Annotated in this window: 11 protein-coding genes; 8 read left to right on the top strand and 3 right to left on the bottom strand. The window is 65.7% G+C overall.

Annotated elements, in window-relative coordinates; translation table 11 throughout:
* The first annotated feature begins 124 nt into the window (after window positions 1-124).
* The 8 genes from BLT40_RS06525 to egtB all read left to right on the top strand — a co-directional run bounded on the left by BLT40_RS06525 (window position 125) and on the right by egtB (window position 8,886).
* Entirely contained in the window at window positions 125-1,075 is a 951-nt protein-coding gene (locus tag BLT40_RS06525) for an acyl-CoA desaturase (RefSeq protein WP_090352358.1), read from the top strand.
* 2 nt (window positions 1,076-1,077) lie between these two features.
* Window positions 1,078-2,343 (top strand): NAD(P)/FAD-dependent oxidoreductase, encoded by a 1,266-nt coding sequence (locus BLT40_RS06520; protein ID WP_090352541.1) that lies wholly within the window; start codon window positions 1,078-1,080, stop codon window positions 2,341-2,343.
* Window positions 2,340-3,101 (top strand): DUF1365 domain-containing protein, encoded by a 762-nt coding sequence (locus BLT40_RS06515; protein WP_079521410.1) that lies wholly within the window; start codon window positions 2,340-2,342, stop codon window positions 3,099-3,101. The genes BLT40_RS06520 and BLT40_RS06515 overlap by 4 nt, the downstream gene beginning before the upstream one ends.
* A gap of 4 nt (window positions 3,102-3,105) precedes the next feature.
* A complete protein-coding gene (locus tag BLT40_RS06510; protein ID WP_079521409.1) occupies window positions 3,106-4,341 on the top strand; it encodes an SAM-dependent methyltransferase in 1,236 nt (411 codons plus the stop codon).
* Window positions 4,338-5,126: a DUF1295 domain-containing protein gene (locus BLT40_RS06505; RefSeq protein ID WP_090352356.1), complete on the top strand. Its 789-nt coding sequence runs from the start codon at window positions 4,338-4,340 to the stop codon at window positions 5,124-5,126. Before BLT40_RS06510 ends, BLT40_RS06505 begins: the two co-directional genes overlap by 4 nt.
* Window positions 5,123-6,202 (top strand): SAM-dependent methyltransferase, encoded by a 1,080-nt coding sequence (locus tag BLT40_RS06500; protein ID WP_090352353.1) that lies wholly within the window; start codon window positions 5,123-5,125, stop codon window positions 6,200-6,202. The genes BLT40_RS06505 and BLT40_RS06500 overlap by 4 nt, the downstream gene beginning before the upstream one ends.
* A gap of 123 nt (window positions 6,203-6,325) precedes the next feature.
* A complete protein-coding gene (locus tag BLT40_RS06495) occupies window positions 6,326-6,703 on the top strand; it encodes a DUF427 domain-containing protein (protein ID WP_090352351.1) in 378 nt (125 codons plus the stop codon).
* Between the two features lie 23 nt (window positions 6,704-6,726).
* Window positions 6,727-8,886, top strand: a complete 2,160-nt coding sequence (gene egtB, locus BLT40_RS20740) for an ergothioneine biosynthesis protein EgtB (RefSeq protein ID WP_090352348.1) — start codon at window positions 6,727-6,729, stop codon at window positions 8,884-8,886.
* On the opposite strand, the gene pgaD is transcribed toward egtB, so the two are convergent.
* From pgaD to pgaB, 3 genes are read right to left on the bottom strand one after another with little or no spacing between them, the layout of a single operon-like run.
* Window positions 8,883-9,326 carry a poly-beta-1,6-N-acetyl-D-glucosamine biosynthesis protein PgaD gene (gene pgaD / locus BLT40_RS06485; protein WP_176167793.1) on the bottom strand — a complete coding sequence of 148 codons (444 nt, stop codon included), beginning with the start codon at window positions 9,324-9,326 and terminating at the stop codon, window positions 8,883-8,885. The genes egtB and pgaD overlap by 4 nt on opposite strands.
* Complete coding sequence (gene pgaC / locus BLT40_RS06480; protein WP_090352343.1) at window positions 9,323-10,573, bottom strand: poly-beta-1,6-N-acetyl-D-glucosamine synthase; 1,251 nt, start codon at window positions 10,571-10,573, stop codon at window positions 9,323-9,325. Before pgaC ends, pgaD begins: the two co-directional genes overlap by 4 nt.
* Window positions 10,570-12,444 carry a poly-beta-1,6-N-acetyl-D-glucosamine N-deacetylase PgaB gene (gene pgaB / locus BLT40_RS06475; RefSeq protein ID WP_255363959.1) on the bottom strand — a complete coding sequence of 625 codons (1,875 nt, stop codon included), beginning with the start codon at window positions 12,442-12,444 and terminating at the stop codon, window positions 10,570-10,572. The genes pgaC and pgaB overlap by 4 nt, the downstream gene beginning before the upstream one ends.
* Between the last annotated feature and the right edge of the window lie 3 nt (window positions 12,445-12,447).

Below are 12,447 nucleotides of genomic sequence, written 5' to 3'. Positions count from 1 at the left end.
CGGTCAGCGTTGCATCACGTTCTATAGCATGAACCGCATGCCCGGGGCATCGTGGCCAGGATCGTGCATCCGCTTGACGCCACCTTCCGTATAGAGTGGAGAACCCACGAGAGCAGCCACGACCATGTCCATCGATGCCGTCCAGAACGTCCCCCTGCCGCCTCGCAAGGCGGCGTGGCGTCGCTGGTTCGATACGTCCGTCGCCGATGCGTCCGACGAGGTCCGGGCCGACCGGATCGACTGGCTGCGCGCATCGCCGTTCGTGGTGATGCATCTCGCCTGCCTTGGCGCGATCTGGACCGGGGTGTCGCCCATAGCGATCGGTGTCGCCGTCGCGCTGTATGCGCTGCGGATGTTCGCGCTTACCGCGTTCTATCACCGGTACTTCTCGCATCGCACGTTCCGTACGTCGCGTGCGGTGCAGTTTGTCTTCGCGGTGATCGGCGCGAGTTGCGTGCAGCGCGGTCCGCTGTGGTGGGCGGCGCACCACCGCCATCACCATAAGCATACCGATACCCCGCTGGACCCTCATTCGCCGCGCGTCCATGGGTTTCTCTGGAGTCATGCGGGATGGTTCCTGACGCCGCGTGGCTTCCGGACGCAGATCGACCGCGTGCCCGACCTCGCCGTGTACCCGGAGCTGCGCTGGCTGGACCGTTTCGACACGGCCGTGCCGGTGCTGCTGGCCGTCGCCCTGTTCGGGCTGGGAAAGCTTCTGCACTACGTCGCTCCCGGCCTGGGAACGGACGGCTGGCAGATGCTGGTCTGGGGATTCTTCATCTCCACCACCGTGCTGTTTCACGCCACGGTCACGATCAACTCGCTGGCGCATCGCTACGGGCATCGGCGTTTCGAGACCCGTGACGACAGCCGCAACAACCTCTGGCTGGCGCTGATCACCTTTGGCGAGGGCTGGCACAACAATCATCACTTCTTCCCCGGCACCGTTCGTCAGGGCTTCCGCTGGTGGGAGATCGACATGACGTACTACGGCCTCGTCGCCATGTCGTGGCTGGGCCTGGTCCGTGACCTGAAGCCGATTCCCGCGTGGGTCGCGGCGAAGGCGAGGGGCTGACCATGCGCGTGGCCGTTGTGGGATCGGGTATCGCCGGACTGGCTTCCGCCTGGCTGCTGTCGCGACGTCATGAGGTCACGCTGTTCGAGGCCAACGATTATCCCGGCGGCCACACCCATACGCACCGGGTGAGCCAGGCGGGTCGCGAATACTCGGTCGATACCGGCTTCATCGTGCACAACCGGGCGCACTATCCGCTGCTGTCGGCTTTCTTCGACGAACTCGGTGTGGCGACCCGGCCGACGACGATGAGCTTCTCGGTCCGTAACGATGCCACCGGCCTCGAATACAACGCGACCACGCTGGATACGTTGTTCTGCCAGCGGCGCAATCTGGTGTCGCCGCGTTTCCTCGGCATGCTCAGGGATCTGGCGCGGTTCTATCGCGAGGCGCCGCGCCTGCTCGATGTGCCTGGCGAAGGCCCCGCGCTGGGGGCGTACCTCGACGCGCATGGTTATGGCGAAGCCTTCCGTGACGAACACCTGGTGCCCATGGCCTGCGCGCTGTGGTCGTCGCCGTCGTCGTCGATCCTCGGCTTCCCGGCGAAATACCTCGTCAAGTTTATGGCCAATCATCACATGCTCCGGCTGACCGACCGGCCGGAGTGGCGCGTGGTCGAAGGTGGGTCGCGTACCTACGTCGATGCATTGCGTTCGCGCTGGGACGTGCGGGAGCGCCTCAATACGCCGGTGGTCGGTGTTCGTCGCCACGACGACGCGGTCGAGGTCGTGACGCACGCGGGTACGGAAGCGTTCGACGAACTCGTGCTGGCCTGCCACAGCGACCAGGCGCTGGCGCTGCTCGGCGACGCCGATGCGGTCGAACGATCCGTGCTCGGCGCCATGACGTATCAGGCCAACGACACCGTGCTGCACACGGATGCCTCACTGTTGCCGAGGTCGCGCAAGGCGTGGGCCGCCTGGAACGCCTTCGTTCCCGCGGAACCGGGTGCCGCGTGCACCGTCAGCTATTGCATGAACCTGCTGCAGGGCATCGACTCGCCCGATCCGTTCGTCGTCACGCTCAACCGGACCGGTGCGATCGACCCGGCGCGCGTCCTGCGGCGCATGAGTTACCACCATCCGGTCTACACACACGCCTCGGTCGCCGCTCAGTCCCGCAAGGACGAGATCCAGGGCCAGCGTCGCACCTGGTTTGCCGGCGCTTACTGGGGCTGGGGCTTTCACGAGGACGGCATGCGCAGCGCGGTCGAACTCTCGCACGACTTCGAGCGCGTGGCGGCGCTACGTCGCGAGGCGATGGCATGACCGGCCGATTCGCCAGCGCGATCTACGAAGGCGTGGTGACACACCATCGCCACGCGCCTCACGACCATGCATTCACCTACCGCATGGCGCAGGTGTACTTGGACCTCGACGAGGTCGATCGCGTCTTCGCCCGGCGCTGGTTGTGGTCGAACGGTCGGCGCAACCTCGCGGAGTTCCGTCGTTCAGACTATTTCGGCGATCCCGCCACACCGCTGGCCGATGCCGTACGCGATCGCGCCGCCGAGGTACTGGGTCGCCGCCCGGCGGGGCCGGTGCGTCTGCTGACCCATCTGCGGTACGCGGGTATCGCGTTCAATCCGGTGAGCTTTTACTACTGTTACGCGGCGGACGGGGTGACACTCGTGTGCGTGCTGGCGGAGATCACCAACACCCCCTGGCGCGAGCGGCACACCTACGTGCTGGCGGCGGATGCCGCCGGGGGGCACGCGATCGATGCCGGGTTCGACAAGGTCTTCCATGTGTCTCCCTTCATGCCGATGGAGCGCGCCTACCGGTGGCGGTTCACCGTACCTGGCGACACGCTGGCCGTTCATATGGACGTGCTGCGCGACGGTGAGCGCGAATTCGACGCGCATCTCGCACTGCGGCGCCTGCCGCTCACGGGCGCATCGCTGGCGCGTGTCCTCTGGCGGTACCCGCTGATGACCGCGAAGGTCATCGGCGCCATCCATTTCGAAGCCATGCGCCTGTGGCTGAAGCGCAATCCCGTTTACGACCACCCGATGAAACAGGGCTGAGACCATGAATCGCATCGCTCGCACGGAAGAATTCGTCCCCGATTCGCGTAGCCACCGTTTCCTGCGGCGGATGTTGCTGGCACGCATGGAGGGCCTGCGGCATGGCCGCCTGACGATCTGCGATGCGCTCGGAGGGACCACGCTGGGTGAGTTCGTCGAGGGTGCGCCCGATGTCAGGATCGACGTGAACGATCTGGCGTTCTACCGGGCCGTGGCCGCCAACGGCAGCGTCGGTGCGGGCGAGGCGTTCATGGATGGTCTCTGGACCTGCGACGACCTGGTCGGTCTGATCCGGCTGCTGGTCCGTAATCGCGACCGCCTCGACGGCATGGAGACCGGCCTGGCACGCGTGGGCGGTATCGCCATGAAGGCATGGCATGCGTTGCGCGAAAACACCCGCGTGGGCAGCCGTCGAAACATCGCCGCACACTACGATCTCGGCAACGATTTCTTCCGGTTGTTCCTCTCGCCGGACCTGATGTATTCCTCGGCGCTCTGGGAGAGTGAGGACGATACGCTGGAGGTCGCCTCCACACGCAAACTCAATCGCATCTGCCAGTGGCTCGACCTCAGGCCCGGCGACAGCGTTCTCGAAATCGGTACGGGCTGGGGCGGCTTCGCGGTGCACGCGGCGCGCTATTTCGGTTGCCACGTGACCACCACCACGATCTCGCGTGAGCAGTTCGCGCTGGCGAGCCAGCGCGTCGCCGAAGCCGGGCTGGAGGAGCGGGTGACGCTGCTGCTGGAGGACTACCGGGATCTTCGTGGCACCTACGACAAGGTCGTGTCCATCGAGATGATCGAGGCGATCGGCGCAAAATACCAGGAGACCTATTTCGCCAAGATCCGTAGCGTGTTGCGGCCCGGTGGTCGCGCGCTGATCCAGGCGATCACCATCGAAGACGATCGCTACGCACAGGCGCTTCGCTCGGTGGATTTCATCAAACGCCACATTTTCCCCGGCAGTTTCATTCCGTCGGTACAGGGCATGCTGGCGGCCAAGACCCGGGCGACCGATCTGGCGCTGGTTCGCTTCGAGGACTTCGGCCAGTCCTATGCGCGGACCTTGCATGCGTGGCGCGAGCGCTTCATGGCCCGTCTGGTCGAAGTGCGCGGTCAGGGGTTCGATCAGCGGTTCATCCGTATGTGGGAGTTTTATCTCGCGTACTGCGAAGGCGGGTTCATCGAGCGGTCGATCGGTGTGGCGCACCTTCTTTTCGAAAAGCCGCGCCTGTCATGAGTACGTCACACACTTTCCTCGCCATATGGCTGGCCGCGGCATGGATGATGGCCGCTGGCTGGGCCTGGCAGTGGCGCAAGAACAATGCCGGCATCGTCGACGTTCTCTGGTCGATCGGCGTGGGTGGCGCGGCCGTATGGGCGGCGCTGGCAGGATCGGGCGCGGGAGCGACGCGCGCGGTGCTGGCGATCCTGGGTGGATTGTGGGGCGGGCGTCTTGCGCTGCACCTCTGGCGGCGGGTGCGTGGTGAGGCCGAAGACGGGCGATACCGTGCGCTTCGTGCCCACTGGCACGGACACCAGGGCAAATTCTTCGCGTTTTTTCAGTTTCAGGCCTTCCTCGTCGCGCTCTTCGCGGTGCCGTTCGTTGCCGTGGCGGCCAACCCGGCGACCCATGTCGGCTGGATCGGCGTAGCGATCGCGGTCTGGCTCTTCGGCGTGGTGGGTGAGTCGCTGGCCGACCGGCAGCTCGCACATTTCCGTGCGCAGCCGGCGAACCGCGGCAAAACCTGTCGCGACGGATTCTGGCGTTACTCACGCCACCCGAACTATTTCTTCGAATGGCTGCACTGGTTCGCCTATGTCGCACTCGCGGTGGGCTCGCCGGTGGGCTGGCTGGCATGGAGCGGTCCGCTGGTGATGTTCCTGTTTCTGCGCTTCGTCAGCGGGGTGCCGTACACGGAAACCCAGGCGCTGCGTTCGCGTGGCGATGAATACCGGCGATACCAGCGCGACACCCCGATGTTTTTCCCTTGGTTTCCCTCACGGCATAGCGAGGACACATGAATACGACGGCCGATTCCACCCGTTACACCCGTGAGGATCAGGCGGCGTCCGGACTGCTCGGGCTCGCCGAGCGCGGTACGCTGCCCGACGCGCTGATTCGCGCGGGCATCCGGCGACTCTGCGCGAAACGCCTGGCGGAGGAAGGCGAGGGTGGCCTGACCACGGTGGCCGCCCGCTATCAGTCGCGTATCGATGCGCTGAGGCAGAGTGCGGTTGCGGTCCACACGGACGCCGCCAACGGCCAGCATTACGAACTCCCGGCACGCTTCTTCGAGCTGTGCCTGGGGCCGCGCCTGAAGTATTCCGGCTGCCTGTATCCCACCGGCGCGGAGACGCTCGCGCAGGCCGAGGAGGCGATGCTCGACGTCTACGGCCGACGTGCGGAGCTGGCGGACGGGCAGACCATTCTCGAGCTCGGCTGTGGCTGGGGTTCGCTGACGCTGTGGATGGCGCGCCGGTTCCCCAATGCGCGGATCGCCGCCGTATCCAATTCGAAGGGGCAGCGCCGTCACATCGAGAAGCGATGCGTCGAGCTGGGGCTGGACAACGTCCGGGTGATCACGGCGGACGTCAACGCGCTGGAGCTACCCGCGGGCGAGTTCGATCGCTGCGTGTCGGTCGAAATGTTCGAACACATGCGCAACTACGAGACCCTGCTGTCGCGCATCGGCACCTGGCTCCGGCCCGGTGGCAAGCTCTTCGTGCACATCTTCGCCCATCGCCAGTTCATGTACCCCTTCGAGACGGACGGGGAGGACGACTGGATGGGCCGGCACTTCTTCACCGGCGGCCTCATGCCGGCTTCCGACACCCTGCTCTGGTTCCAGCAGGACCTGAAGATCGAGGATCGCTGGCACGTGGACGGAAGCCATTACGAGCGCACCGCCAATCACTGGCTGGCCAATCAGGACGCCGCCCGCGACGAGGTCATGGCGGTGCTGCGTGAAGCTTACGGGGACGCCGCGGGACTGTGGTTCCAGCGCTGGCGCATATTCTGGATGTCCTGCGCCGAACTTTTCGGGTACGCGAACGGACAGGAATGGCTCGTCGCGCACTACCGGTTCGCGCGGTCGTAAGCTCCAATCCAGTCATCTGTGCCTGCGGGTAATTTCACCTTTTCCGGTTTGTCGCCTTGGATTCGTCGCCGTCCGGTCGCAGGATGACTGGCCTGCGGCGATTCCGCCGCGAAGGAGAGTGAAATGTCCTCACGTCCCGTCAGGATCCCCGGCCCCGATCATCCCATCACCGTGACCCCGGCCGGCGGTCGCGTCGTCGTCCGCGACGGCGACCGCGTCATCGTCGACACCCGCGACGCGCTGGTCCTCCAGGAGGCCAGCTACGCGCCGGTCTTTTATCTGCCACGCAGGGATGCCGATATGCAGGCCCTGAGCCGTACGGCCCATCACTCCTGGTGCCCATACAAGGGCGAGGCGTCGTATTACAGCCTGCCCGGCGACAGCGAGCGGGCGGTCAATGCCGTATGGACCTACGAGCAACCCCATGACGCGGTCGCGTCGATCGACGGCCATCTCGCGTTCTACGCGGACCGCGTCACCATCGAGCACACGCGCGACTGAACCGCCCGCAAGGAAGACGACCCATGCAAACTTTTCTCGAAGACGTCACCCCGGCGTGCGCGCGATGTACGCCGGCGGAGAGTCTCGGCGCGACTTACGAACGCGTGCGCGCTCGCACGGAGTCCCTGGTATCCGCGCTCGGTCCGGAAGACATGGTGGTTCAGTCCATGCCGGACGCCAGCCCGGCCAAGTGGCATCTCGCGCACACCACGTGGTTCTTCGAAACCTTCGTCCTCGGTCCCAACGTTCCGGGCTACGACGTGTTCGATGCGGACTTCGGCTATCTGTTCAATTCCTATTACGAAGCGGTCGGTCCGCGGCATCCCCGGCCGATGCGCGGCCTGCTGACGCGGCCGACGAGCGAGCGTGTGCTGGCGTACCGGCACCACGTCGACATGCATATGCGGTCGTTCCTGCGCACCGACCCGGGTGCCGACGTCGAGGCGCTGGTCCGGCTCGGTTTCGCCCATGAGGAACAGCACCAGGAACTCCTGGTGATGGACGCGCAGCACCTGTTCGCCCAGTCGCCGCTGCGACCGGCTTTCGATCCGGCGTGGCCTGCGCCCGCGGCCGGACCTGGCGGACGCTTTCATCGGGTCACCGGAGGCCCGGTGCGCATCGGTGCCGCGGAAGAGCCTTTCGCCTTCGACAACGAAGGGCCCCGTCATACCGTGTGGCTGGAGCCGTTCGAGATCTCCGACCGCCTCGTCACCAATGGCCAGTGGCTCGCCTTCATCGCGCTGGGTGGCTACCGTCGCCCGGATCTGTGGTTGTCCGATGGCTGGGCGCAGCGGCAGGAAGACGACTGGACGGCACCGTTGTACTGGCGGCGCGAGGGCGACGTGTGGTCGCACATGACGCCGGGTGGCTGGCGGCCGGTGGATCCCGACGCACCCGTAACGCACGTCAGTTACTACGAAGCGGACGCCTTCGCGCGCTGGGCGGGTGCGCGATTGCCGACGGAGGCCGAGTGGGAACATGCCGTTCGCACGCAAGGCAGGCTCGAGCAGATCGACGACGTCGCCTGGCAGTGGACGGCCAGCGCCTATCTTCCGTATCCCGGCTTCCGGGCGGCTGACGATGCCGTGGGCGAATACAACGGCAAGTTCATGGTCGGGCAGATGGTCTTGCGCGGTGGTGCGAGTGTTACCCCGCACGGACATTCGCGTCCGTCGTACCGCAACTTTTACCGGCCCGGTCAGCGCTGGATGTTCAGCGGCGTTCGTCTCGCCCGCGATGTCCACGGTTCGCCCGACGGCGAACGCCTGACCTTCCTGCGCGATACGCTCGCGGGGCTTTCGGCGGAGCGCAAGCACTTCTCGCCGAAGTATTTCTACGACGGTGCGGGGTCGGTGCTGTTCGAGGCGATCTGCCGCACGCCCGAGTATTACCCGACGCGCACCGAGACCGCGCTGCTGCACGCCATCGCCGACGATCTCGCAGGCACGATTCCGCAAGGCGCGGTTCTGCTGGAACTGGGGAGCGGGGCCAGCGAGAAAACGCGGGTGCTGCTCGATGCCGCGCCGTGGGTTTCGGCGTATGTTCCCGTGGATATCAGCGCGGACGCCCTGCAGGCGGCGGTGGAGAGCCTCGCAGCGAACTATCCCGCGCTGGCGGTCCATCCGGTCGCCGGCGATTTCACGTCGGGAATCGACGTGCCGGTGGCCGTGGCCGGTCGCCCACTCGTGGCGTTCTTTCCGGGTTCGACCATCGGTAACTTCACCCCGACCGAAGCGATCGCACTGCTGCGTTCCATACGCGAACGGCTGGGTGCCGACGCGTATCTGATCGTCGGCGCCGATCAGGTAAAAGACGCCGATGTGCTGCTGGCCGCTTATGACGATGCCGAAGGCGTCACGGCGGCGTTCAACCGCAACGTTCTGGTGCGGATCAATCGTGAGCTCGGTGGCGATATCGATCCGCTGTCGTTCGAGCACCGTGCCGTCTGGAATGTGGCGTTGGAGCGGATCGAGATGCATCTGGTAAGCCGCGAGGCGCAACAGGTGCAGGTGGCGGGGCAGACCTTCGCCTTCGCCGCGGGCGAGTCGATCCACACCGAGAACTCGCACAAGTTCACACCGGCGTCGTTCGCACGGCTGGCCGAGGCAGGCGGTTGGACCGTCGAGCGTCAGTGGATATCGCCCGATCCCGCCTTTGGCGTGTTCGTCCTGAGGGCCCGCTAGCGCACGTCCTGCACGGTCATGTAGCCCTCGTCGGAGACGCTCACCACGGCCCGGCGATGGGCCTGAATGCGCAGGGCGTCGTCGGTGCTGGCGCCGATCTCCCGAGCGGTTTCTTCCACGGTGAACGGCTTGTTGCCACGGCGTTTCTGCCTGCCGGCGAAGCGCGCGTGGTTATAGCCCGACCACGACGTGAAAACGAGCGCGCAGAGCAGGGCGACGAGGAAGATCACGTCGATGTCGCCGCCATCGCCGATACGGTTCTGGACATAGAACTGCACCCACGCGGAGCGGGCCCCGAAGACCCAGGCGGCTAAGGTGATCAGCGGCATCCACAGAAACGCCCAGGCCACCCAGGCGAAGACGGTGACCGTGCCGAAGACGGCTTTCTGCACGCGCGACTGGCGCTCCGGTCGCTGGATAACGATCGCTTCGGCTTTCATCGCAGTCCCCGGTCCGGGCTGACCCATACCGCACGCTTGCCTTTCGGCTTCATCAGCGCCTTGGGCATCGCGACGATCGAGGTCGCCGTGTTGAGCAGCCAGTACACCAGCGGGTACCAGATCATCCAGTAATAGTTGCGGCCGATGCGGGTTTCGTAGCGGCGGTCGACCAGCAGACTGATCAGGAACTGCAGCAGGCAGATGATGCCGAGCACGACGCCGTGCCAGTGCGGCAGCAGGGTGTCGACGTAATACTCGCGGGGCAGCTCGACGAACTTGCCGAGCACCCACAGCGTGACGATGACGGCCATGGTGTACGACCAGACCAGGCTCATCACATACTCGAGCGCCACCGGCCACATGCGACGTTGCCGCCAGCGCATCAGCTTGCCGGTGTAACGAAGCAGGACTTCGGAGCCGCCCTGTGCCCAGCGCAGGCGCTGCTTCCACAGGCCGCGCACGGTTTCGGGCATGAGAATCCAGCACAGCGCATTGGGTTCGTAGCGGATTTCCCAGTGGCGCATCTGCAGGCGCCAGCTGATGTCGATGTCTTCGGTCACCATGTCGGTATTCCAGTATCCGACGTCGTGCAGGGCGCTCTTGCGGAACGCGGCGATCACGCCGGACACCGTGAAGATACGGCCGTATACCCTTTGCGCCCGCTTGATCAGTCCGATGATCGAGGAGAACTCGCCGACCTGGAGTTTGCCCAGCAGCGTGGAACGATTGCGGATGCGCGGATTGCCGGTGACCGCGGCGACCCGAGGGCTGTCCAGCATGTGCGAGACCAGCCAGTGCGTGGCGTAGTCGTCGAGCAGCGCGTCGCCGTCCACGCAGACGAAGAAGTCGGCGTTGGAAGCGAGCGCGGCGGCGCGCAGACCCATCGCCTTGCCCTGGTTGCTGGCCATGTGGATGACGCGCAGCTTCGGGTACTGGTCCAGCAGCTGGTCGAGCTGCGCCCCGGTGTCGTCGGTCGAACCGTCGTTGACCGCGATGATCTCGAAGTTGGGGTACTGCTGCGACGCCAGGTGCGAGATCGTTTCGCGCACCTGCTCGCCCTCGTTGTGGCACGGGACGATGAGGGTGACCATCGGGTATTCGGCCAGGTCCGGCGGCCTGACCCGGATCGGCTCGTTGCGTTCCCAGCGCAGGAAATAGATGACGCCGCCGCTCATCCAGATGAGCGACATCACCAGTGGATAGAAGAACGCGAATTCGAGCAGGGCATGGAGAACGCCGCCGTTCATCGTGCCGGCGCCGGATAAGGATAGTCGGAGGCGGAGATGAACGGACGGATCGTCTCCAGGTCGGGATGGTTGTGCAGGAAGTCGTCGGGGTAATAACCGATGTGACGCGCGCCCTGCGCCTGGACCTCGCGCATGCGCGCGGCAAGGTCCAGATCGGGGATCGGCTGCTTCGTGCGCCAGTTCATCGTGGCGAATTCGAACAGCGTGCGCTCCATGGCTCCCGGGACGGCGGCGACCTGTGCGGTCAGCTTGCGGTACCAGCCGAGGCGGTCGGACTGCTGATCCAGCTGCGGCATCGCCATGATCGCGGTCATGTCATAGGCGGCGACGAATGCGGGCAGGCTCTGCGCCATCCAGGCCTCCGCCTGCGGCTGCAGCACCGGGCGCGCGTAGAGATTGCGCGCTGTCAGTACCTGCGGACGCCAGCGGCGCATGCGCTCGGTCAGTTCCTTCGTGAAATCGATGAGCGCCTGCGTGTTCTGGGCAGGCGTGTTCTTCGCCCACGGGCCGAGGTTGTCGGTATCGCGGATGTACGCGTCGTCGGAGAACAGGATGCCCGCCTCGTCGGCATGCATCGCGAGGTCTTCGTACACATCGCCGATCATCCTGCGTACGCGTGGGTCATACGGCGCGAGGCGGAAATGATCGCCGCCGGGCTTGGGCTCGCCCGCGAGGGAAGGCAGATCCTTGCCGTCCGGGAACCGGAAAGCCAGCACGGGCATCCACGCGTAGACACGCACGCCGGCGCGGGTACGCAGCTGCCATGAGACGCGCGAGAACAGGTCCGCCCGCACCGGCAGGTGACGGTTGGGGAAATAGACGGCATCGGCCACGCCGTCACCGTCCGGGTCCGCGTAGGCCTGCAACCAGACCTGGCTGGGGTGCATCCGCTTGATCCGGTCGAGCAGCTTCGACAGGTTGCGGTCCTGCTGCGCCGGATCGGGGTCGTAGATGTAGTCGAGGTCGACCTGTACGGCGCGCGTGGCGTCGACACGGGCCTGATGACGCATCAGCCAGCCGAGGCGGTTGGCGGTGACGTTGCCGCTGACCAGCAGGCGCGGGATCGTCTTGCCCGGGATCAGCGTGGGGACGCTGTCGCCTAGGCTGAGCGACACGCTCATCCCGAGGTCGGCGGCGACTTCGCGACCCACGCGGGTGTAGGCACCGTAAGGCCACACCGCCGCGCGCGGGCGCACGCCGGTATGCGCGGCGATTTCATCCGCGCTGTGCGAAAGGTCCTTGCGGACGCGCGCGGCGTATTCGGTCTCGGTCTCGTAGCGCTTCGTGGCGCTGTCGTAAGCGATCGAGGCAGCCATGGGCATCTGGTTACCCTGCGGGTTGCCGTTCTGCCCCTGATGCATTTCCCACGTGTGCGAGCCGAACTCGACGAGGCCCGACTTCTGCATCTCGGCGACCTGATCCCAGGTGAGGAAGCACGAACGCGTGCAGTCGCCGCCGTTGTACGGCATGTGCTTGCCGTCGGGCATGTCCATCCACGAGCCGACCAGCGCCTGCAGCGCGGGATAGTGATAGGCACGCAGGAGCGGATACACGCGGGTGTAGAAACTCTCCAGGCCATCGTCGAAGGTCAGGAGTACGGCGTCCTTCGGCAAGGGCTTGCCGCCGTTGCTGGCGTCCACGACCTGCGACAGGCTGACCATGTTGTAGCCGTTGGCGCGCAGCCAGTCGAAATGAGCGATGAGGTGATCGGTGCTGGTCGCATCCGGATCGTGATCGGCCTGAAGGCCGACGTCGTCGCGCACGTCGTGGTAGGCCAGGACGATGAGGGTGGGGTGCGGGGCGGCGACCGGCTGCGCGGCGGCGGACAGGGCCGCTCCGAGCAGGATCAGCAGAAACAACAGCGGACGCATGAC

Source organism: Dyella sp. 333MFSha (assembly GCF_900102405.1).
Classification (GTDB): domain Bacteria; phylum Pseudomonadota; class Gammaproteobacteria; order Xanthomonadales; family Rhodanobacteraceae; genus Luteibacter; species Luteibacter mycovicinus.
The sequence above is the reverse complement of the archived record's forward strand: the minus strand, read 5'-3'. Positions and strand labels throughout refer to the sequence as shown.

Bases quoted from the DNA above. Each gene is read 5' to 3' on its own strand.
- pgaC (WP_090352343.1), bottom strand. From the start codon at position 10,573: ATGAACGGCGGCGTTCTCCATGCCCTGCTCGAATTCGCGTTCTTCTAT.
- BLT40_RS06525 (WP_090352358.1), top strand. From the start codon at position 125: ATGTCCATCGATGCCGTCCAGAACGTCCCCCTGCCGCCTCGCAAGGCG.
- BLT40_RS06510 (WP_079521409.1), top strand. From the start codon at position 3,106: ATGAATCGCATCGCTCGCACGGAAGAATTCGTCCCCGATTCGCGTAGC.
- BLT40_RS06505 (WP_090352356.1), top strand. From the start codon at position 4,338: ATGAGTACGTCACACACTTTCCTCGCCATATGGCTGGCCGCGGCATGG.
- egtB (WP_090352348.1), top strand. From the start codon at position 6,727: ATGCAAACTTTTCTCGAAGACGTCACCCCGGCGTGCGCGCGATGTACG.
- BLT40_RS06495 (WP_090352351.1), top strand. From the start codon at position 6,326: ATGTCCTCACGTCCCGTCAGGATCCCCGGCCCCGATCATCCCATCACC.
- BLT40_RS06515 (WP_079521410.1), top strand. From the start codon at position 2,340: ATGACCGGCCGATTCGCCAGCGCGATCTACGAAGGCGTGGTGACACAC.
- pgaB (WP_255363959.1), bottom strand. From the start codon at position 12,444: ATGCGTCCGCTGTTGTTTCTGCTGATCCTGCTCGGAGCGGCCCTGTCC.
- pgaD (WP_176167793.1), bottom strand. From the start codon at position 9,326: ATGAAAGCCGAAGCGATCGTTATCCAGCGACCGGAGCGCCAGTCGCGC.
- BLT40_RS06520 (WP_090352541.1), top strand. From the start codon at position 1,078: ATGCGCGTGGCCGTTGTGGGATCGGGTATCGCCGGACTGGCTTCCGCC.
- BLT40_RS06500 (WP_090352353.1), top strand. From the start codon at position 5,123: ATGAATACGACGGCCGATTCCACCCGTTACACCCGTGAGGATCAGGCG.